Source organism: Pedobacter superstes (genome assembly GCF_037622515.1).
In the GTDB taxonomy this organism is placed as follows: Bacteria; Bacteroidota; Bacteroidia; order Sphingobacteriales; family Sphingobacteriaceae; genus Paradesertivirga; species Paradesertivirga superstes.
Window position 1 is genome coordinate 16,397 of sequence record NZ_JBBJCN010000006.1, and the last position, 24,939, is coordinate 41,335.

Here is a 24,939-nt window from a genome sequence, read left to right on the forward strand (position 1 = left end):
AATCTTAAAAACTCATTATATTATCGTCATCGTCGTCTCCCAGGAATTTATCGAGCTCCTCATAACTTATTTCAGACCCTACTCCATAATCAGAAGGAGTATAGACTACCCCTGTTTTACCCATCTCAACGCAATGGGTTATCAACCACTCAAGCTTAGCGATATAATCCGATGCCAGCCCGCTGATGGTTTCTTCCTTAAAATGCTTGTTGCTGTAATTAAATCGTACAACAAGTACACCCGAACGTATATAGCAATCAACTGATAACCGTTCTTTAACTATCTGCTCTACACTTCTTCCGGCTCCTGCAGACTCTTCTGCACCTTTCAGCCATTTACTTTCGCTTATGGCGTTATCTAACTGGCCTAAATAGTTAAACATTATATCCCAGGGCTCATCGCCTTGCAATGCACTTTCTTTATTAATATATTTCAACACTCCGTAGCCTAAGCCTTTATCAGGAATACGCCTCAACTGCTCTTTCACTGCCTTAATTAACTCATCGGCGCTGTATGTTTCTTTGGCCTCCAGTAAAATCGGATAAAGACTTGTGAACCATCCTATAGTGCGACTGGTGTCGATACCTTTTGAAATGTTTTCACGACCATGTCCTTCAAGACCAATAATTACGCTGTTTTTCTCAGTTTGGGTGCAAAGTGTTTGTGCGAGTGCACCTAACAGTATATCATTAATTTCTGTATGGTATACGCGGGGTACTTCTTGTAATAAGCGTAAAGTTTGAGCGGCATCAAGTTGTATACTATGATGAACTATTTCTTTTACGCGAATAGAATCGGTATACGAATAGTCTGAAGGGAAAGGTTCGTAGGCAGATACTATTTGCTTCCAATAAGCAGTTTGTTCTATCAAATTACGTGTTTGACTGTAAGCCTCCAAGGCCTTATACCAATCCCTGTAAGAGCTGGTTTTAGCTCCTAATTTTGGGGATTCGTTCGCAATGGCTCCGCTGAGTAAAACCTCCAGATCATCCAATAATATTCTCCAGGAAACTCCGTCTATCGCCAGGTGGTGAATTACAATAAACAACCTGTTATACCTTTCTCCAGGGGGAGTTTCCATCAACACTACCTGCATCAGCCCGCCCTTTTCAATATCCAGGCTACGTTGGTACTTATCGGCATGATTGCTAATTAAGTCAGCCAGCGAATCTTCTGACACTGATTTAAGATCAACTGCAATGAGTTTTGCTTCTTTAGCCTGGTATTGCTGCTGCCATTCTCCTTCATTTTGCGAATATTTAAACCGAAGCGCATCATGTTGATTTATTAACTGATTAACGGCTTGGCTAAGCACATCAGAGGCAACAGCTTTATCAATTTTTAATAAAACACCCTGGTTGAAATGGGATATATCTGTAAGTTCCATTTCAAAAAACCATTGCTGGACAGGCAATAACCCGCAGTCGCCCTCTAATAAACCTTGTTCAACAGACTGATCATTTCCTGGAGCTGCATCTATTATTGACGAAAGTTTATCTATGGTTTGATGAGTAAAGATATCATTCACCTGGAACTCATAGCCTAAACGACGCATCCGGCTTACTACCTGTATTGTAAGAATAGAGTCACCTCCAAGTTCAAAAAAGTTATCGTATATCCCAACCCGATCTATTCCCAACAGATCCTCCCATATCTCTGCCAAGGCTATTTCAAAGTCATTACGGGGAGCTGCAAAATCTTCGCTATGCATCTCGTTCATATCAGGATCCGGGAGCGCTCGTTTATTAATTTTGCCGTTACTGGTTAAGGGCATCATTTCCAACTCTACCCATAGAGCGGGCACCATGTATTCAGGCAGTATACTAAGAGCGTAATCACGGATGAATTCTTTATCAAAGGTACCTTCCGAAGTCACATACGCAACCAGCCTTTTATGTCCGCTGTCATCTGCTTTCACAAGAACTACTGCTTGCCTTACTCGTTCGCATTTCTCAAGTACTTTTTCTATCTCGCCTGGTTCTATCCGATAGCCCCTTATTTTAACCTGGTCGTCAATCCGACCTAAAAACTCAATGTTTCCGTCCGGCAACCATCTTCCTGAATCACCCGTCTTATATAACCTTGAACCCCTTTCAAAATCAAACGGATCAGTTACGAACTTCTCCGCAGTCAGCTCCGGCTGATTTAAATAACCCCTTGATAATCCTGCTCCACCAAGATATATTTCTCCCGGAACTCCAATCGGACTTAATTGAAATTGATCGTCTACGATATACACTTTTCGATTATTAAGCGGCTTACCCACGGGTATCGTATTTAGCGCACTTAAATCATTAATCTCATAAGTCAATGAAAACGTAGTATTCTCTGTTGGTCCGTAACCGTTTATTAACCTGACTCCGGGGTAAGTTTCACGTACCTGACTAATGTGCTTCTCAGATAACTTCTCTCCACCCACTAAGATGCTGTCTAATGTCTGAAAAACTGTGATATCTGTTTCTACCAGTTGATTAAACCAGCTGGATGTAAACCACATTTTATTTACATTATTCCTTATTATTTCATTTTTAAGCGATTCACTATTTAACAAACGGCTTTCAGAACATAAAAGCAAACGACCGCCGTTCAATAACATAGCCCAATATTCAAATGTACTGGCATCAAATGATGGTGAACCCGTCGATAGTAAAGTATCTTCTGCTCCGACATGAATATAATCAATGCCTTTCACCAAACTTACCACATTACCATGTTCCACAAGCACGCCTTTGGGTCTTCCTGTAGATCCGGAGGTATAGATCACATAGGCAAGATCATCTGCTCCTACAACAGGCAGTTCACTTGCGTGCAAGGAGGATGGTGCGAATAATTCAATATCAACAATGTCGATCTCCTTTCCCAGGTCTTCTAATACTTTCCTGTTTCCCTTAGTGCTTAAAACCACAGTTGCCGACGTATCCTCAAGCATATAACTGATCCTGTCTTTAGGATATTCCAAATCAATAGGCACATAAGCACCTCCTGCCTTTAATATTCCCAATATTCCTGTGATCATTTCCAACCCTCTCTCAACACAGATCGGAACCATCATCCCCTTACGCACACCCCGGCTTATCAACTTATAAGCCAGTTGATTTGATAAATTGTTTAATTCTCTATAGCTAAGTTGTTCACCTTCAAATTTTACTGCTATCGATTCAGGATTTTTTAATGCCTGTTGTTCAAACAGTTGCGTAATACTCTGGTCTCGGGGGCAATCTGTTTGGTTTCGGTTAAATTCAAGCTGAATTACATTTTTTTCTTCCGGTGTAAGTATATTTAAATTTCCAACTTTTAGCTCCGGCGCTGAAATTATTGAATCAAGTAATTCCTTAAAATGGCCGATCATCCTTTCAATTGTATGCTCAGTGTAGAGATCAGTAGCGTAATGCACTGTTCCTTGCAAACCCTCAGGACTTTCTGTTACATAAAAGCTGAGATCAAATAATGTTGTGGTTTGTTGTTGATTCACTCTCGAAAGGACGACGTCGCCCAAACGCATCTCGGGAACTTCCGGAGTATTCAACAAAATAAGCATCACCTGAATCAGGGGATTACGGCTGACATCCCGTTCCGTTATCACAGCATCAACTACCTTTTCAAAAGGCACATCCTGTTCTGCAAACGCCTCCAGGGTATTTGCTTTAATCTGTTGCAAAAACTCGGTGAAAGGGATATCACTGCTAACAGAGCTTCTTAAGGCTACCATATTAACAAAGAATCCAATTAACCCTTCCAATTCCTTTTGAGTACGGTTAGCCACGGATGTCCCTATGCAGATATCTGCCTGCCCACTGTAGCGATGAAGTAAAACTTTAAACGCTGCCTCCAACATCATGAACAGAGTCGTCCCCTGCTTTCTGCATAACAGTAGTAATGCTTCAGATAAGGTTTTATCGAGTTGGAAAACTGACATCGCGCCCCGACCGCTCCATGCAGAAGGGCGACTATAATCGGAAGGCAACTGCAGTGGTAATACACCGTCCAGTTTGTTTTTCCAATAGTTTACTTTCTTATTTAATGTTTCTCCAGACAGGTATTGTCTTTGCCATATAGAGTAATCGGCGTACTGTATCGGCAGTTTAGGCAGTTTAAAAGATCGCTTTTCAATAATGGAACTATACAATTCCACCACCTCATCAACAATAACAGATACTGACCATGCATCTGAAGCAATATGATGCATCGTTACCACTAAAATGTGCTCGTTATCGGACAGGCATATAAGTGTAGCACGGAACATATAATCTTTTGATAAATCAAAAGGCTTCTTAATCAGTTCGGTTATGTACTTATTTAATGCTCTTTCATCTTCGTGATAAATCGAGCCATCAGCTATATCAAGCTTCCAGTCTTTATGATCCAGCACGTACTGGTAACCAATTCCAGAATTTTCCAGTAACACCGTTCTAAGAACTTCATGTCTGCTTACACTGGTTCTTAAAGCACGCTCAAGTTCATCGATCTTCAGCGCTCCATCAAGTCGCAGAACAGATGGCAGATGGTATCGGGTGCTTCCTTCCAACTGGTCTATAAACCATAAGCGTTCTTGGCTATAGGATAAGGGAATAAATACTGGCCTTGGCTGTACTTCGATACGTGGATATAATAGCCCGGTATTTTGCGAATTCAGAAAATCAGCCAGTTCTGCAATAGTTGGGTGAATAAAAAGGTCTTTAATAACCAGTTCGACTTCTAATTCTTTTCTGATAGAAGATATCACCCGCATTCCAAGCAACGAATGTCCTCCGATTTCAAAAAAATTATCGTGAACACCTACCCGCTCTACACTTAGCAGTTCCTCCCAGATCTCAGCAAGTGTTTGTTCCGTTTCATTACGCGGTGCCTGATAACTCAGCTTGTCTGCTGCAATACGATTATCGATATGGCCTAAAAATTTACGATCAATTTTACCGTTGCTGTTTAAAGGAAGGTGATTAAGAGCCGTAAATTCTGACGGGATCATGTAGTCGGGAAGACGTTCTCGCAGCAGTGATCTAAGTTCTTTCTGCAGTAGTAAACTAATATCCGAAAACAGCGGAATATTGGTAAACATGCCATTGCTCCAATTAGTGTTAGTGCTATAAACAGATTGTACAAAGCTATCCGAGTGCTCTTTTTCTAAGAGTATATTTATTTTAAAAGGATCTTCGTCAAGAAAAAGACGGTAATGATATCCAGCAGCAATAGCAGTATTTAAGAGGTTTTCGACCTCGGCGGCGCCCTTGTCTTCTGATTTCATAGCTTCGACAAGGTCTGCTGTTGTTTTTGCTGATTTACCTTCCAGAGCATCTGCAAGACTTCTCTCCTGCCATAGCCGATGGTTCGGCGCATCTTTAACAGCAATGACGGATCGGCCCTCCTTTAGTTCAAAAAGCAAGTTTTGCTTTTCAGTGCTATCCCAGTCCTGCCATTTTGGAGTTAAGATGTCTTTTTCCAAGCCCACATGTATAATAGCAGTAAAGCGGTATTGACTTAGTTCATTAATATAAATTCCCTGTTTCCATTGTATGTCCACATGAGTAATTTGCTGATATAAATGCGGTAGATTATAAAAATATTCAGGAGAAAAACACAATTCCTCTTCTCTTAGAACCTCCTGCTTAACCGACCACTTAAATTCGTCAATATCAAGGACATTATGCTGTTTAGCCAGCTGCAGGCGACTTTTAAAGATTTCAAGCGTACGATTATCACGGACGTCACCAATAATTATACGGCCCTTACCTTTTAAAAGGGATATACTCTTCTCGATAACTGAACTTAGATAATCTTCTCCGGGGAAGTACTGAACTACCGAGTTTATTATTATTGTGTCAGGTTGTTCGTCTTCTTTAATCGATATTTCATGTGCTGCGCACACTTCAAGCTCTGTGGGACCATAATTTCTCCCCCCGTGCAAAATCCTTTCCCTGATCTTATTTATAGAATGCCTGGAAAAATCTGTACCTCTATATCTCTTGATTTTGCCTGCCAGCTGATAATAGATCAGTCCGCTGCCGCATCCAACTTCCAGCACCTGCTCCGGAGTTTGAGCCATTATAACAGCTGTAATATCCTCCAGCCACTCACGCATTTGCTCAGCCGCGATCGGTTGCCGCGTAAAACTGTTGTTCCAGCCAAGAATATCAAACTCGGGATCTGCGCTTTCCTCTTCTTCAGCCAGCACGTATTCATTTTCATGAATCTCCTTCCAGCTTTCTATCTGCTCATTATAAAGTGCATGTTCTTTTTTCTTTACTACCCCCATTTTTGGAATGTAGTAAGCAGTTAATCTGCTGCCTGTATTGATGTCGTGCTTTACAACCACACAACTATTTTCCACCGGCTCCAGCTCATTCAGCACACTTTCAATCTCCCCTAGTTCTATCCGGTACCCACGAACCTTTACCTGATCATCAATCCGGCCAAGGTATTCTATGTTTCCGTCAGATAACCATCGTGCAAGATCGCCGGTTCTGTATAACCGATCTTTCTCCTCAAAGCCGAAAGGATTTGCGATAAACCGTTCCGTGGTTAATTCAGGTCTGTTAAGATAACCTCGAGCAACCTGCACACCACCTATATACAACTCGCCCGGAATTCCCTCCGGACACAAAGCCCCGTGCTGGTCTAGAATATATAGAGATACATTAACCAGGGGTTTACCTATCGGCACCAGACTGCGCTCCTGGGAGCTTCCAACATCATGATATTCTATTGATGTGACCGTAGTTTCTGTTGGACCATACTCATTATAAAAATCTACCTTGCCCTTCCATCGTGCCGCCAACTCTTTCCGGCAGACATCTCCCCCCGCAATCACACGCCTTAAGTGAGGATAATTATCGGGTGTTATGTTTTCGAGGAAAAACGGTGTGGCATGTAAATGGCTGACCTTTTGCGTTCTTAAATAAGCTTCAAATAGCGCTGTATTATAGAGTAAATCTTCTCTGAATGCTACCAGCGATGCTCCGTTAGATAAGGCCAGAAATATTTGCTCAACAGATGCATCAAAGCAGTAATTAGAAAATTGCAGGATCCGGTCGCCACTGTTAATGCTAAAATACAAAGTCTGAGCACGTATTAAATTTACGACCGATCCGTGCTCTACCAATACCCCTTTAGGCCGTCCGGTTGAGCCCGATGTATAAATAACATAGGCCAGTTGATCTGCCGAGACAGAGTTTTTCGGGTTAGTCAAGGCTTGGGCCCTGATAGAAGAAGCATCTGCTCCGTCTACCTCTATAAGTTTAAGCCTCTGTATATCGCCAAGGCTTTTTCTGCTCTTTTCGCTACTTACCAGCAGCCTTGCGCTAACATCTCCGAGCATAAAACTAATCCTTTCTTCGGGATAATCAGGATCAAGCGGTACATACGCCGCACCTGACTTAAGTACCCCCAAAATGGAAACAATCATCCAGGAACCTCTCTCAATACAGATTGGTATTAATTCTTCAGGCTCTGCTCCCCGATCTTTTAAATAATGAGAAAGCTGGTTACTCCGCTCATTAAGCTCCCGATAGGTAAGTTTTTCTTCCTCAAATATTAAAGCGATAGCTTCTGGTGTCTTCGCTGCCTGTTCCTCAAAGAGGGTTACCAGGTTGTCTCCGGGATTATAAAATATATCAACAGCAGCGCTCAGGTCTAGAAGCGAAGCTTTTTCATCCTCAGATAAAATTCCCAGCACGCTGAGCTTTTCGTGAGGTAATTCCACTATCGACCGGAGAAGGTTTACAAAATGAGAAGTCATCCGGTCTATCGTCCGCTTCTCATATAAGTCAGTATTATATTCAGCAAGGCCTTCAAGACCATTGTCTGTTTCTGTAATGCTGAATGTTATATCAAACTTTGTTGTAACGTGGTCATAATTTTCAACAGACAGGGCCACATCTCCTAATAACAAATCAGGAACATCAGGTGTATTTTGCACCACGAACGTAACTTGAAAGAGTGGGTTGCGGCTTACATCCCGTTCTTTTACCACGGCATCCACAACTTTTTCAAAAGGCACTTCCTGGTGGCTGTAGGCTTCCATAGCAGTAAGCTTCACAGATTGCAGAAACTCCGTAAACGGCATATCGCCACGAACTTCGCTTCGCATGGCAAGTGTATTAACAAAAAAGCCAATTAGCCCTTCCAGCTCCTGCTGCTGTCGTCCTGCAATCCCGCTTCCTACACAAATATCCTCCTGTCCGCTATAACGATGAAGTAAGACCTTAAATGCAGCAAGCAATGTCATGTATAAGGTAGTTCCATGCGATTTGGACAGGCTCATTATCTCTTTTGCCAAAGGCTGTTCAATCCTGAAGCCTGTTATTGCGCCCTTGGTGCTTTGCGTCGCCGGGCGTACATGATCAGCAGGCAGGTTTAATACTGCTACGCCATCTAATTTCTTTTTCCAGTAATCCAGTTTTTCATCGAGCAGTCCTCCCTGCAAAAATGTTCTTTGCCAGATTGCATAATCAGCATATTGGAGCGAAAGGGGCTCAAGGTCTTTACTTAATCCCTGGTCATAAGCTTTATATAAAGAAACGAGTTCCCTTACCAGAATAGAGCGCGACCAACCATCAGAAGCAATATGATGAGAGGTGACAACCAGCACAACCTCCTCCTCGCTCAGGGTAATCAGATGTCCGCGAATCATGTCATCCTTTGAAAGATCAAATGGCTCCCTTATTATCTGACGTATACATTCTTCCAGCCCGGCTGCATTTTCTTTATAAACTGAGCCGTCAATCTGCATCAAAGTCCACCTATTCGGCTCTTTTATCACCTGATAAGCCTGTCCGTCTTTCTCCAAAATTGAAGTACGAAGCACTTCATGCCGATTTACAATATCTCTTAGAGCATTATTTAAGGCCTTAATGTTTAAGGTGCCTTTCAAACGCAATACCGCAGGTACATGATACTGGACACTGCCCTCCATGCGGTCAATAAACCATAAACGTTCCTGACTAAAAGACAGAGGAATAAACTGCGGCCTTGGCTGTACAGGCTGGATGCCGTCTGACTTCAATTTTTCGGCAGGTTTATCAAGTTGAGCAGCCAATGCTGCTACAGATGGATAGTCAAACACATCGCTGATGGGCAGTTCGGTTTTAAAAGCCTTCCTCACTGCAGAAATTAAGCGTACAGCTAAAAGCGAATGTCCCCCAAGCTCAAAAAAATCGTCGTGTATTCCAACCTGTTCAACCTCAAGAATATCCTGCCAGATCTCTGCAAGTCGTTCCTCTACCGCCGTCCGCGGAGCAACATATTCCCCATTATTGCTCGCTCCGCTGTCGACCTGAGGGAGTGCCTTCCGATCAACTTTTCCGTTCGCCGTTAATGGCATCTCCGCAAGTTCTACAAAGTGTGCAGGCACCATATACTCAGGCAGGTGCTCCTTTGCGTAATCAAGTATCTCTTCACGATTAAAAGAGCCGCCAGGTACTATATAAGCCACAAGCTGCTTGTTCCCCTGATTGTCATCATTGGCAACCACCACAGACTGACTCACCAAATCGGATCCTTCAAGAACACGACCGATTTCCCCTGGCTCTACCCGGTAACCCCGGATCTTAACCTGATCATCCACACGGCCGAGAAATTGTATATTCCCATCCATGTCGTAACTTACCAGGTCTCCGGTCTTGTATATTTTTGATCTGCCAGTCGAATCAAAAGGATCCCTGACAAACTTTAGGCTGGTTAATTCTTCGTTATTGAGGTAGCCTCTGGCTATTCCTGCCCCTCCGATGTGCAATTCTCCGTGCACACCCTCTGGGCATAAAGCTCCCTCTTTACTTAAAACATATATTTTTGTGTCGGAAAATGGCTTACCGACAGGCACCGTTGTTCCGTATTCTTCTCCAGGATCGACTTCATGAAGCAGCTTGCCCACAGTCGTCTCAGTTGGTCCATAATGGTTGACTACACGGCAATTATTGTCAAACCTGCCGATCAGGCGAACTACATCACCTTGCAATGCCTCACCGCCAAATACTAATAAACGGACAGGGAGCAAAGGCGTGCCGTCCATCAAAAGAGCTTTCCAGTGCGATGGTACAATTTTCAGGCAATCGATACGGTGGTTTTCAAAATAGCTGTGCATGTTCTCGATATGGCTCACCATCTCTTTTGAGAATACATGAAGCGAACCGCCCGACACCAACCAGCTGAACAGCACGGTATTGCCCAGATCTGTTGCAATTGTAGAAACCAGCGCATAAGATTTGCACGAATTTATACCGATATGCTCATCCAGCCCCTGTACATAATCCAGCATATTTTTATGCTCGATCAATACACCTTTCGGCTGACCGGTAGAACCCGATGTATAAATAACATATAGCAGTTGTTCCGGACTTATATACTCATCCGGGCTCTTCGAAGACATACCACTAAATAAAGACCAGTCCCCGTCAAGTTCAATATACTCCAGATCCCCGGTTTTACTTAGTTTTCTGAGGGTTGAAATTCCGCCCAGAACTATATTTGCCCCTGAATCTTTCAGCATGTACTGTACCCGGTCTTCAGGAAACTCCGGATCAATTGGCAAATATGCTCCTCCGGCTTTCAATATGCCCAGTATGCCGATAATCATTTCCAAACCCCGCTCAATAAAAAGGGGTACTATAGTATCTGCTCTAACACCTCTGCTTTTCAAGTAATGCGCCAACTGGTTACTTCTGCTATCCAGTTCCGAATATTTTAAAAGTTTCCCCTCAAACTGCAAAGCTGTTGATTCGGGATGTTTTTGAGCATGCTCTTCAAAAAAATCTATCAGCGACTTTTCGCGTCGTTTTTTTACGCGGCTGACATTTAAACCTGAAATCAGCTCTGCTTCCTCAATATCACTGAGCATTCTGACTTTCCCTATCCGTTCCTTCGGAGAAGAAACAATTGAGTTAAGTATAGAAGTGAAATGCCGTATCATCCGCTCTATGCGTCGGGCATTAAAAAGATCTGTACTATATAATACAGAGCCCTCAAGACCATTTGCGGTTTCAGTAAGAAAAAATGTTAAATCAAACTTCACCGTAGTATGCTCATAGGGCTGTCCGGTTAAAATGAGATCCCCTAACCGGAGCTGCGGAACTTCCGGAGTATTGCGTAAAACAAGCATCACCTGAAACAATGGACTACGGCCCGGATCGCGATCTTTAACCACCGCTTCGACTACTCGCTCAAACGGAACTTCCTGGTTGGCATAAGCCTCGAGCATAGTAGCCCGCACTTCTGCCAGTAAATCCGTAAAAGCCATTTCTGCTCTTAGCTTACTTCGAAGAGCAAGGGTATTTACAAAGAAACCGATCAATCCCTCCAACTCTGCCTGTGGCCGGCCGGCTATTGAAGTTCCGACACATATATCCTCCTGTGCGCTATAACGGTACAACAACACGTTAAAGGCTGACAACAGTGTCATATATAAAGTAGCACCCTGCACTTTACTTAACTCCGCCAGACTCTTGCTCAGGTCAGCGGGGATTACAAATTCTGCGGAGGCGCCTCGTGTACTGATTTCTGAAGGACGGGCATAGTCCGTTGGCAACTGAAGCGGCGAGACACCCTCCAGTTTTGTTTTCCAGTAAGCCAGCTTTGTCTCCAGAAGGGCTTCCGACAAATATTCTTTCTGCCAGATTGCATAGTCTGCATACTGAAGCGGCACTACATCCAAAAGCGCCTGGCGGTTTTCCGTGTAGGCAGCGTAAAGTTCTGCCACTTCGCGCACCATGATTGGCATTGACCATGCATCAGATGCAATATGATGCATGGTTATTAAAAGCATATGCTCAGTCTGAGAAAGAACGACCAGTTCCGCCCGTAACATATCGTCTGCCGAAAGATCAAACGGCACTTGTGCTTTCAATGCAATATGTTTCCGTAATTCTTTTTCGACCTTTTGTTCGTCAGTAAGTTCAGCAACATTCAAACGCCATCGTCCGGCGGGTTTAATTTTCTGGTAAGCGATTCCTTCCTCCTCATAGTACACACTCCGCAAGATTTCGTGACGATTTACAATCTCCCCCAGAGAATACTCCAGGGCGGCTATATTTAAATTCCCCTGCAAACGAATAACTGCGGTAATATGGTATTGAAGGCTGCCTTCAAGCTGGTCGATGAACCACAAACGCTCCTGGCTAAAAGATAGAGGCATCTGTGAAGGACGAGGCATCACACTTATTGAAGGCAACAGCCCTGCATTGTCAATAGTATTGATCTTGCCCGACAATAAACTTATAGTGGGGTAATCGAAAATTTCGTTGATGGATAATTCTACTCCGAGTTCCCTTCGAACGAATGATATCAGCCGTATGGCAAGCAATGAATGTCCGCCCAGGTCAAAGAAATCAGAATGGATGCCAACTTGCTCAATCTCCAGAAGTTCCTGCCAAATTTCGGCCAGTTTACGCTCTGTTTCATTTCCCGGGGGAGTATATTCTTCAGTCGCCCCGACATTCAGGTCCAGGTCAGCCAATGCCTTCCTGTCAACCTTTCCGTTAAGTGTTACCGGCAAACTTTCAAGCTCTGACCACAAAGCCGGCACCATGTATTCCGGAAGCCTGCTTTGAAGATACGCTTGTAAAACTTCTTTATTAAATTCAGCTTCGGGGACGATAAATGCATTCAGTTGCTTGTTTCCGCCCGCATCTTCCCTGGCTATTACCACTGCCTGCTTCACACTTTCATGCTGCTGGAGCACAACTTCTATCTCTCCAAGCTCTATACGATAGCCCCGGATCTTAACCTGATCATCTATCCGCCCGAGGTATTCAATATTTCCGTCTGGCAACCATCGCGCAAGATCACCTGTTCTGTACATTATTGTACCCGTCTCAGCAGCGAATGTATCGTTGACAAACTTTTCGGCAGTCATCTCCGGCCGGTTAAGGTAACCGCGCGCCACCTGGACGCCGCTTATATACAGTTCACCCGCAATACCAGTAGGTAACAATTCCTGCCTGGCGCCAAGTATATAGAGATTTGTGTTATCTATTGGCTTTCCAATAGGTACAGAATCCTTAATTTTTTCGTTATTCCCGGATATATTAAACCTGTAGGTGCTGCAGCCAACTGTAGCTTCCGTCGGACCATATTCATTAACAACTTCCGTATCGAGACCTTTTTCAATAAATTGATCAAAATGGCTTAGCAGCAAGGCCTCACCTCCTACTACAAATTTGCTGCTTAAGCGTTTTTTGTTAGTGTCGGGTACTGCATCCTTCAGCAGTCCAAGATGTATAGGCGTCAGCTTTATAAAGTCGTAGGGGGCATATTTCCAAAGGTTCGGATCTTCAAAAACATTAGCAACCTGTTTTGATCCTATTACCATCAGTTTGCCCGACAGCAGCGGCATAAATATAGCCGTCAGCGACGCATCAAACGTATACGAGAGATGTACAAAGCTTCCCGCATTTCCTTCCGTTTCGGTTATATATCTTGTTTTTTTATTTACAACATAATTCAGCAGGCTTTTATGCTCAATCATCACGCCTTTGGGTTGACCTGTTGAGCCCGAGGTATAAATTACGTAAGCAAGCTGTTCTGCATTTATGTAAGCAGTAAGGTTACTTTTCGGTAAAGAATTAATTGTTTTTTCATCCTCTCCGTCAAGTTCAATGATCTTGATATCTCCAATATTTGATAAGCCCTTCTTGCTTGCACTGTTACTAACAATTAGCGTGGATTTCGTATCTGCCAGTATGTAAGCAATTCTTTCCTGAGGATAATCCGGATCAATCGGAACAAACGCCCCGCCGGCTTTCAGAACCCCTAAAATCGCGATGACCAAATCAGGTCCGCGTTCTAAACAAAGCGGAACCAAACTTTCTTCGCCTACCCCTTTATTCTGCAGATAACATGCGAGCCTGTCTGAACGTTCATCAAGTTCCCGGTAGCTTATGAGTACTTCCTCAAATACTATGGCCGGGTTTTCAGGAGCTTTTTCAACCTCTTCCTTAAAAAGGTCTACTATACTCTTCTGTTGTTTATCCGCCGAGCCTTCCATTTTGAAAAGATTACGCACTTCTTGTTTTTCCGATCGGCTTAATAACTTCATATCACCGAGAATACCGGAAGGCTTGTCAACGATTTGAAATAATACCGATTCAAAATGATTGCGTATTTCCTTAATGTATTCCTCTTTTAAAAGGTCCTTATTATAAGTAAAAACTACACTGAGCTCGCCAATGCCGCCTATGGTAATAGTAAGCGGAAAATTATTCTGCTCATACATGTATACATTGTCTATCTGTAATGCCCATTCTTTTTCAGAGACGAGCCGCTTCACGGGATAGTTTAAGAATACAAGCAAACTGTCAAAAAAATCGCCCTGAATGCCGGACCATTTCTGTATTTCATTTATTGGGGTATGCTGGTGTTGCCTGGAAGATATTTGGCCAGCCTGTATGCCCCTTAACCACTCAACTATTTGAATATCCTCCTGTATGTGCGCATGCAAAGGCAAGGTATTAATGTACATACCTACCCGCTGCTCCACGTCCGGCAGATCATCGGGTCTGCCCGATACGGTTACTGCATATAATACATGTTCAGTTCGTGCATATACAGAGAGAAGATAAGCCCAGACTCCCTGCATTATTGTATTAACAGTTAAATGCTTGTTCTGAGCATATTCCTTGATCCGCTGTATAGCCCTTGCCTCAGGTTGTATCGAAACATTTTGGTATGATCCGACACCCTTTGTTCTATCAGCTTGATTTTTAATAAATGGAAGGAGTGTACTTTGTTGAATTCCTTTAAGGTAGCCTCTCCAAAATGTTTCCTGATAAATTTTATCAGCGTTCTGCAAGTACCGGATATAGTCGCTGTAATCATCAACGTTCTTTTGCGGCACCTTTTTATTCGCTGTCAGCAGATCATAATTATCCAAAAACTCTTTAAAAAGGACGGGTAAAGACCAGCCGTCAAAAATGATATGATGAGTGGTCCAGATCATCTTATACTTTTCCTCACTCAACTGAATTAATGCAAAACGTGTAAGAGGGGGCTGAATAAAATTGAAACCTCTGGCACTGTCTTCTTTTAAATACTGTTGGATCGCTGCTGCCTGTTGTGGTTCGGTAAGATCGCGGTAATCTAAATTAGCTATCTCTAAGTCGGTGTGCCGGTATACACATTGAACAGGTATAGTAAAGGAGTCATGATAAAATGCGCTTCTGAATACATTATGTGCCTGCAGAACGCCTTCCCAGCTTAACCTGAAATAATCGGTATTCACAAAATTAAGGTCGCAGGTAAACTGGCTGATATAGGCCCCGCTGCCTTTACTGTATAAGCCATGAAATAACATCCCTTCTTGCAGACTACTGAGGCGGAACATTGTCTCTATCTCATCCCCTCTTCTTTTATCCTTAAATGGTATATTCAGAAAGTTGTTAAGCTCTTGGTTACTAATCTCCGGACTCAGTCCGCAATCAGATGCATTCAGGTCGAAGTTTCCGTTGTGATTTGTACAATGGTCTATTAGTTGTAAAAGTTTTTCCTTATAGGCGTTTGTAAGTTTTTCTATTGTTTCATCATGATAATGAAGAGTGCTAAAGTTCCATTTAATTACCAGTTCCCTGTTGATGATATGGCATTCGACCGAGAGTTTCGCATTTTTGCTCTGGTCTTCGGCAATAGGCGGCCCCGAGTCTTCCTGAGCTATTCCAAGAAGATTACTTCTTTCAAGCACATTATCCAATTGCCCCAGATAATTGTAGGTGATATCCCAGGGCTCGGCTTCCTGTAAGAAGCTTTCCTTATTTAGGAATTTCAGTACTCCGAAACCTAAACCTTTGTCTGGCAATTGTCTTAGCTGGTCCTTGATTATTCTGATAAGGTGTCCTGGCTCCGATGCGCCGTTAGTTTCAAGCCTTAAGGGAAAGAGGCTTGTGAACCAGCCTATGGTCCGGCTGGTGTCAATGTTTTCAACTATGCTTTCCCGGCCGTGTCCTTCCAGTCCGATTGTTACGCTTTTCCTTCCTGTCCACCCATTCAGAATATGGGCCAGTGCTGCCAACAGGATATCATTGATTTCTGTTTTATATACCCTTGGCACATCCCTTAGCAATCGTTGTGTGTAATCAGAACTAAGCTTTACTGTATGGTGGTTCTCATGCTTTAAAAGCATTATTTCATCACTGGTTTTATCAGTTGGAAGCGGCTGATAATTTTTCACAACATCCTGCCAGTAATCGCGCTGCGCCAATAGCTTCCGACTTAAGCTATATTGTTTTAGAACTTCATACCACTGGCGATAGGACGTGCCCTTAACGGTCTGAGGTTGATTTGTTCCGGCAACAAAATGGTCGTTAAGTAATTCTTCAAGATCTTCCAGAAGGATACGCCAGGATACGCCATCTATTGCCAGATGGTGAACAACTATTAATAATCGGTTTTGGGTTTCATATTCAGGAGTGTGCATAAGCACTGTTCGGATGAGCCTCCCCTCTTTAATATCCAGGCTGCGCTGATACTCGTCTGCCTTTTTCCCTACCTCTTCACTCAAGCTGCCTGCAGTTATAATTTTTAAGTTTTCTGAAAGTACCTCAGCCTTTGCTGTTCCGTATGTTTGTTGCCAGCCATCTTCTGTTTTAGTATAGCAAAAACGCAATGCATCATGATGGCTGATCAGATGATCTGCAACATCCTGCAATAACTGGGCTGTAACTAATTTATCGATCGTCAGTAATACGCTTTGATTGAAATGTGAAATATTCCCGGAAGCATTTTGCAGGTACCATTGCTGAATTGGTAATAATCCGCAGGATCCCGTTAAGAGGCCCTGCTCTGTCGCTATTGAAGATATAACCTGTGTTTCAAGCAAAGAAGAGAGTCGCGCGACGTTTTGCTGAATAAAAATATCTTTGGGTTGCAGCTCATATCCAAGGCGCCTTATTCTGCTTACAAGCTGAATAGCAAGAATCGAATCCCCTCCAAGTTCAAAGAAGTTATCATGAATACCAATTTTTTGCAGCCCCAGTAAATCCTGCCAGATTTTAACCAGCGTATTCTGTAACTCTGTTTGCGGCTCTGTATATGAGTTACTGGTGTTAAGGGATAGGTCCGGTTGCGGAAGAGCAGCTTTATTGGTCTTGCCATTTGCCGTTAAGGGGATCTGAGGCATTTCTACCCACAAAGTCGGAACCATATATTCGGGCAGCCTGGCAAGGAGGTAACTCTCAGCCATCTCTTTACCGAATGGCTGTTCTGCCACCACCACATAACCTACAAGACGTTTACCAGAACGACCATCCGGTTGGGCAGCGATAAGGGCCTGACGCACCAGTCCGCTCTGCAACAGTACATTCTCAATCTCTCCCGGCTCAATCCGGTAACCACGAATCTTAACCTGCTCATCCAACCGGCCCAGATATTCCAGGTTTCCATCAGGCAACCACCGTCCCAAATCTCCTGTTTTATATAAACGTACACCCTCTTTGTTAAAAGGATGATCGATAAACTTCTCCGCCGTTAGTTCAGGTCGGTTAAGATAACCACGGGATAATCCGGCTCCGCCAAGGCAGATCTCTCCGGCTACACCCACCGGAAGCAAGCTATGATTACTCCCCAGCACATAGGCCTGGCGGTTATTTAAAGGCCGCCCTATGGGAATAGGTCCGTTTACTTCTTCAATCTCGTAGGTTAAAGAAAAGGTGGTATTCTCTGTGGGTCCATATCCGTTGATTATTCTGGTTGAGCGGTACAGCTCACGGAATCTGGCGATATGACTTTCTGATAATTGTTCTCCACCTACAAGTATGGTTTTTAATCCCTCGAAAAGCGTGCTGTCGGTTTCCATCAACTGATTAAACCAGCTCGAGGTAAACCACATGGTTGTTACCTGGTTATGTCGGATTAATTTCTTTAACTCTACACTGTCCAGAAGATCTTCTTCGCTACACAATATTAAGCGGCCTCCGTTAAGCAGCATTCCCCAATATTCAAAGGTGGTTGCATCAAACGAAGGAGAGCCGGTTACCAGTAATCCGTCTTTCTCACTAAAATTTACATAGCTTACATCTTTAACAAGGCTTACTACATTTCTATGCTCTACCAGCACACCTTTGGGAAGGCCCGTTGATCCTGATGTGTAAATTACATAAGCCAGATCCTGTGGAGCTGCAGTTTTTCCCAGGCTTTCTGCCGAGGCTGTACCTATCGCCTCCGCATCTTTACCATCGGGCTCTATGATCAGAAGATTATCTCCCGATTCAAGTCTTGACCGGTACGCCATGGAGCTAAGGGCTATCGAGGCGCCGGTATCCTGCAGCATAAAGGATATTCGTTCGTCTGGATATGAAGGGTCCAGCGGCACATATGCTCCTCCTGCTTTCAGTATTCCAAGAATGGCCACAAGCATGTCGATTCCCCGATCCATACATAACGGAACCAGCGTCTCTTTACCCATTCCCTTAGACAGTAAATACCGGCCCAGCTGATTGGACCGATTGTCAAGATCCCGGTAACTTAAAACGTCAGGCCCCGATACCAGGGCTATCGAATCAGGCCGCATTACAACCTGCGAATGAAATAAATCTAAAATACTGTACTCTGGAGTATAAGAGGATACATCCGAAGTATTAAAAGTTGAAAGCTGGGCCATTTCTGCGCCCGGAAGGATATCAAGGCTGCCAATCTTATGATTTAATGCTGTCGAAAACTGCTCAATTATGTAAACCAGCCGTTCAGCAAGCAATTCTATTTCCCTTTCAGAGAAATAGTCTTCCCCATAGTGGATCTGGAGTTCCAGAGGCTGATGGCTGCCATAATCACGCCAGGCTAATTGTAAAGGATTTCGCTCGTCTTCATTCGCCAATCGTACTATGCTGGCGTCCAGCTTCTCCCCGAAATCCAACTCAAAATGCAAAGGTTCGTAATTGACAATTATCTGGTATAAATATCCCTCGGAATTATTCACTTTCAGGTGCCTGCTCAGATCTCCGACAGGATAATTCTGATGACGATAGTCGGATCTTTGTGTAGCCGAAATTTCAGCTAAAAGCTCCAGCAGAGTATTCTCTTCATTATAATTTCCCTTGAAAGGAAGAATCCCACTAAACATTCCCACTATATTCCTTAACACCCTCGAACCGCGTTTATGGATTGGCACACCGAATATAAATTCAGACTGCGGGCTTGTCTTTCCTAAATAAATAAGAAGAGAAGCAAGAGTTAGTTGCTGTAAACTTGATTTTGTATTCAGCTGTAACTGTTCAAAAAGCTCCCTCTTTCCGTCGCTAAGCTTAAGACGGTAAATAGAGGTTATGCCACCCGAAACATATCTTTTTTGCAACACTTCATCAGGTCTGGCCTTGATTTTTTCCTTCCAATAAACGGCATCAGCTTCGTATTCCGGAGAATTCAAATATTGCCTGGCTTTAATTGCTTCGTCCCGGTACAATGGAAAACTAAAGTTTCGGTCCTCACCTGACATTAAGGAATTGTACTTCCCTGCAATGTATTGTATCCAAACGATAAAGCCATAGCCGTCGGTGATCAGATGATGATATTTTCCAAAAAACCAATGCTCAGTCTCAGATATCTTTAACAAACATTGTTCAAAAGGTAAGCTTTCCTTATCCAGAACAAAAGGGGTATTAAGCCTTTCCTGAGCCCAATTTACTGCCCTTGCTTCCGGGTTATCTTCACTGCTAAAATCCAGTTCGCTATATTGACAGTCCTTATAATTCTCATCGTAATAAACAAGGAAATCCGGTTCTCTGAAGTTAAACCGAAGTTTAAAAAAATCCAGCACTTCCGGAGCCGATTTTATAACTTCATGAAATTTATTTCTGTCTAAATTCCCTTTTAATACAATATAACCCCCTATGTTATAAAGGGGGCTACTGGTGTTTAAAAGCTGATCCGTATAAATCTCCTGCTGAGCAGGATGCAAAGAAAAAAACGTTATAGACATGTAAATACTTGTGGGTAGATGCCCCCTAAACTAACTAAATGTACCGGTATGTTTATTATATAAAAGCTCTTTTTCACCATACAGGCGCTCGGCGGTTATTCCTCTGTCTCTGCATATTTGCACAAGCTTGTTAGACTGCACAATCGGATTAGACTCATCTGTATATTTAATACTGCTGATAAACTCACACCATGGTTCCTGCCCCATAGCATAAACATATATTTCTTTCGGATTGAAAATATCAACCAGCGCCATTCCTTTATCACAATCAGATCCGGCAAGCCGCCTGCTTCCGTCCATATCTCTGGCCAGCTTTTTGGTGATTAAAGGGCCATAAAGCCATGATAAAGGAGCACCATCGCACTCCATGCCTAAAAACATCACATCTACATCCCCTATCGTATTATGAATATGTTTATATAAGGCCGGCTCAACGATACGTGAGTCTGCGAGGAATAAAAGCTTAAACTCGCCTATGTTAATCAGATAGCACATCTTTGTTAAGATGTTCAGATCAGAATGTTCGCCGATGAATGGTAATCCTGTAATCACTGCATCACCGAAATGGATGGTTTCCATCTCGTCCATGGCAATTACATTATTGAAACCAATATTCTGAAACATCAGCTTCAGATCCGGATCTTCAATTTTTCCGCTATTGGTTCGGGGTACAATAAGGTTTTTAATCTTATGCCTTAAAGGCAACAGGGTTTCAAAAAGTATATGATCCTGGTGATTATGGGTAATTAATACATAATCGATCATGTCCGGAAGATCTACATCCGAGAAGTGCTCAACATCAGAATGGTAACCATAATAACTGATCAGCGGATCTACCAAAATGCTGATGTCCTTCGTTTCCACTAAAATACAGGCATGTCCGAAATACCGCATCCTGATCTTATCCCCGGTGTATTTTTCATAGGGCGGGGGTGGTGTTTCGGTGAAAAACGTTTCAAATAAGGCTTCCTGAGCTGGCGAGATGCCTGCAATAGCCTTAATGTAGCCCAATGTTTGGGGTGTACGTTTCATTTTGGCCAGTTCATCAATGCATGGGTGGTCAAAAGCGATGTCCATATGCAAAACATCAGGCTCGGCGAGGCGCGGCGTACTGAGGCAAAACGGGCGCTCATCGTTATTCGTTAACCACAGTGCGATACTTTGAGATTCCTTATTGTAAAATTCGCTTTTGTATAATAGAGATTCGAAGAACCTGAACCCAGGGTTATTGTGCCTGTCGTAATACAATTCTACGTAACCCTTTAAAATCTCGGGCACCTTAGAGTACATATCTTCCAGACCATACCCTTTAGCTTCATTTAATAACAATTTGTCAAGTTCCTTTACAGCCTTTGCAAACTGAATTACCTTCTCCTGTTTTCTATAAGATTCCTGTTCAAGTGCTGCAACTTCATCAAGCCTGCCACCTCCAAAATCCATAAACGGCCCGCCTTTCATTTTCGGGTTAAGCACTGCTTCTGCATGAATCGAAGGTGCCGAGAGATAAGACTCAATAATAGTAAGGTGTCTGCCTACTATATTCATTGCGGCTGTTGCCGGAGAAATCAGGTGACTCCATGCATACCAGCTATCTACCAACGGTTCTAAAACTACATTGGGTTTTAAATACATTTGTTTATCATTCATATAATGAAATATTCAGGGGTATTATTAAACTGAGTTTAAATATTTTGCAGATGTAAGTACAATTGCTCTTATTCTTATCCTATATGTTGATGTTCGTATTTGCGAACCGCATCATAATACCCCATTGTTATTAACAATTAATTAAATTACTGCCTTAGTACAAATCAAAGCTATTCTTTATCACCCTCGGGTTGCCGTCGCCAGAGTACATATCATACCTTCATCTTTACATTAAGAAATAATGTTTACCTATTTTATCAAGATTTTGTTCTGAAAGTTTTCCTTAAATCATAAAAATAATAAAACTTTCAGCTTTACAAACCAATATTGTATGAAAATATACTAAAAAACCTCCTTCGGCATACCTAAGTGGGAAGGTATAGCTTATGTCCGACTATGAGACTGAGGGATATATTTACTCAAATAAACACATTTCCGGCTCCTGTTTGCGAAATAAAAATCCTTGGGTAAAATTGGTAACACAATAAAGTAAAAGCATTATTAAAGTTTTAACATTATTTTCGTTTATTCAATAAACTGAATTACCTTTTATGAGGATCCTATTATTTCTTATTTCTGCAGCTTTCACAATCACATTAATTTTTCTCTTAAATACATCTTTAACAATTGGCAGGAATAAAACACCTCGTTTCGGAGCATTTTTCAGCCCTCAACAAGGTTTCTGGCAGAACGCAGAACCAGCTACCGCCGATTTTAACGAAAGTCTCAGTTCCGACCACATTCAGGGAAACGTTGAAGTATTTTTTGATGACCGACTTATTCCGCATATCTATGCAGAAAAAGAAGACGATGCTTATTTTGTTCAGGGGTATTTACATGCAAAATTCCGGCTTTGGCAAATGGAATTCCAAACACATGTCGCGGCAGGAAGACTAAGTGAAATAATGGGAGAGGGAGAAGCTTTTCTCTCGAAAGACAGGTATTTCAGAAGATTAGGCATGGTCTCGGGCGCCGAACAATCATTAAAAGAACTCGAAGCAAACTCAACAACTAAAAATGAATTGGATGCTTACACAAATGGAGTAAACTTCTATATTGATAAATTAAAGCCGCGAGCGTATCCCCTGGAATATAAACTTCTTGATTATAAACCTGAGCGATGGACAAACCTCAAAACCCAGCTATTATTAAAGTATATGGCTTACGATCTGGCAGGATACGATTCCGATTTCGAAACGACCAATACCAGAACCCTGTTCTCACATGCAGATTTTGAAAAGTTATATCCTACTACACAAGACAGCCTTAGTCCCATCATTCCGAGAGGGACATCATTCAGGAAACCCGATCATCCTCCTCTAAAGCCGGCGAACGCTGATTCTGTCCTTCAAACGATATCAGATACCAAAAGCAGTAGCAACAATATACAACCCGATATAAATAATGGCAGCAATAACTGGGCTGTTGCGGGCAGCAAAACAAAAAGCGGGGCACCTATACTTTGCAACGACCCGCATCTGAATTTAAATCTCCCTTCTCTCTGGTTCGAGATGCAAATTTCTACTCCGGGCTTCAATTCTTATGGTGTAAGCATCCCCGGGTCGCCCTCCATTATAATCGGCTTTAACGACAATTGTGCATGGGGCGTTACCAATGCTCAACGGGATGTAAAAGATTATTACGAGATAAAGTTCAGGGACAGCACTATGCAGGAATACCTCTTTAAAGGAAAATGGCGCAGGTCTTCTTTCAGATACGAGGTGATTAAAGTTAAGGGCCAGGCAGACATAAAGGAAAAAATCGCTGTCACCAGGCTGGGGCCTGTGATCTATGACAAAACCTTCTCCAACGTACTAAAGGACGGCAAGTATTATGCCGTAAGATGGATGGGGCAGGACAAGGGCAATGAGCTGCTCGCGTTCAACCGATTAAACCATGCTAAAAATTATAAGGATTTTGAGGAAGCAATCGAGTCTTACGGATGCCCCGCCCAGAATTTCGTTTTCGCTTCAAAGGAAGGTGATATCGGAATTAAACAGCAGGGTAAATTTCCGGCAAAATGGCAAAGGCAGGGCGATTTCCTGATGCCTGGTTCCGACAGCACATATGCATGGCAGGGCTTTATCCCATCTGCAGAAAACCCCTCTATGCATAATCCGGAAAGGGGCTTTGTAAGCAGCGCCAACCAGCTTGCCGCCGATAGTAATTATCCATATTATTTTGGCGGAAGGCCCTTTGTTTATCGCGGCTTAATTATCAACCGGCTTTTAAGCCGTATGTCGGATATCACAGTTGCTGATATGCAGAAAATGCAGACAGACAATTACGACGTGTTTGCCGAGGAAGCCAGACCCCTGCTGTTAAATAACGTAAACACTGAGGGCATTTCCGCATCTGGAAAAGAGTATCTCAATACATTAAAGAACTGGAACCTGAGAAACGATTACGATGAACCCGGCCCCACTATTTTTGATGTATGGTGGCGAAAACTCAGAAAAGAGGTATTCAACGATGATTTCCTGAATACCAGTCTGCCTGTAAAAATGCCTGACAACAGTACATTATTGGAAGGTCTGCTTAAAGACAAGCACTTTAAATTTCTGAACAACAGAACCACTCCTGCTACAGAAGATCTTAACACGATCATTTCCGCTTCATTTAAAAAGGCCTGCGGCCAATTGGATACCATAAAACAGGAAAATAATTTAGCCTGGGGAAAATATAAGAATACAGAACTTAAGCATATCCTGAGTATTCCGGCTTTCAGCAGGCTGAGTTTGCCCATTGGGGGCGGGCTAAACAGCATAAACGCAACAGCAAAAAATCAAGGGCCCGGCTGGAGGATGATTGTACAGCTCTCTAAAAAAACAGAAGCTCATGGTGTTTATGCAGGGGGCCAGAGCGGGAACCCGGGAAGCAAGTACTACGATAATTTTGTCAACACCTGGGCCGGCGGAGCATATTTTAAATTACTGTTTCTTAACAGGCAGCAGGCTTCGGCTGCAAAATTTAAATGGAAAATGAATTTTAAAAAAGCTTAATCCGGATAATGAAATTTTTAATCGCAACTCTCCTCACCGCCTTACTTAGTTTTATCCTGGCAGGATTTTGTCCATGGTGGATAATTTCGATCGTCGCCTTTATTGTAGCTGCAGCAATTCCGCAAAAACCGCTTTTATCCTTTTTATCGGCGGCAATAGCAGTGTTTTTTTTATGGGGACTGCAAACGTATATAATCGATCAAAAAAACGATCACATACTGGCAGCGAGGATATCCGATCTGCTGATCCACAGACAAGCACCTTTACTAATGATTTTTGCATCTGCTTGTTTGGGAGCTGGCGTAAGCGGCTTTTCGGCACTGTCAGGAAGCCTCCTGAGAAAGATTTTTGTTAATCGACCCTAGAGAGACCTGCCGCGAAAGCCGGGTTATTATACAACAT

General features: G+C 42.8%; 4 protein-coding genes. 2 read left to right on the forward strand and 2 right to left on the reverse strand.

Features of this window, described 5'->3' with window-relative positions:
* Positions 1-4 precede the first annotated feature (4 nt).
* Together WG906_RS15915 and WG906_RS15920 are read right to left on the reverse strand one after the other, a co-directional pair.
* Positions 5-19,888: a non-ribosomal peptide synthase/polyketide synthase gene (locus tag WG906_RS15915; RefSeq protein WP_339993832.1), complete on the reverse strand. Its 19,884-nt coding sequence runs from the start codon at positions 19,886-19,888 to the stop codon at positions 5-7.
* A 30-nt stretch (positions 19,889-19,918) separates the two neighbouring features.
* On the reverse strand, positions 19,919-21,535 hold the full coding sequence (locus tag WG906_RS15920) for an MBL fold metallo-hydrolase (RefSeq protein ID WP_339993833.1): 1,617 nt from the start codon (positions 21,533-21,535) through the stop codon (positions 19,919-19,921).
* Between the two features lie 551 nt (positions 21,536-22,086).
* Here WG906_RS15920 and WG906_RS15925 point away from each other — a divergent pair.
* Both WG906_RS15925 and WG906_RS15930 read left to right on the forward strand, forming a co-directional pair.
* Positions 22,087-24,537 (forward strand): penicillin acylase family protein, encoded by a 2,451-nt coding sequence (locus tag WG906_RS15925; RefSeq protein ID WP_339993834.1) that lies wholly within the window; start codon positions 22,087-22,089, stop codon positions 24,535-24,537.
* A gap of 8 nt (positions 24,538-24,545) precedes the next feature.
* Positions 24,546-24,902 (forward strand): hypothetical protein, encoded by a 357-nt coding sequence (locus WG906_RS15930; protein WP_339993835.1) that lies wholly within the window; start codon positions 24,546-24,548, stop codon positions 24,900-24,902.
* The last annotated feature ends 37 nt before the right edge of the window (positions 24,903-24,939 follow it).

Bases quoted from the DNA above. Each gene is read 5' to 3' on its own strand.
- WG906_RS15930 (WP_339993835.1), top strand. From the start codon at position 24,546: ATGAAATTTTTAATCGCAACTCTCCTCACCGCCTTACTTAGTTTTATC.
- WG906_RS15915 (WP_339993832.1), bottom strand. From the start codon at position 19,888: ATGTCTATAACGTTTTTTTCTTTGCATCCTGCTCAGCAGGAGATTTAT.
- WG906_RS15920 (WP_339993833.1), bottom strand. From the start codon at position 21,535: ATGAATGATAAACAAATGTATTTAAAACCCAATGTAGTTTTAGAACCG.
- WG906_RS15925 (WP_339993834.1), top strand. From the start codon at position 22,087: ATGAGGATCCTATTATTTCTTATTTCTGCAGCTTTCACAATCACATTA.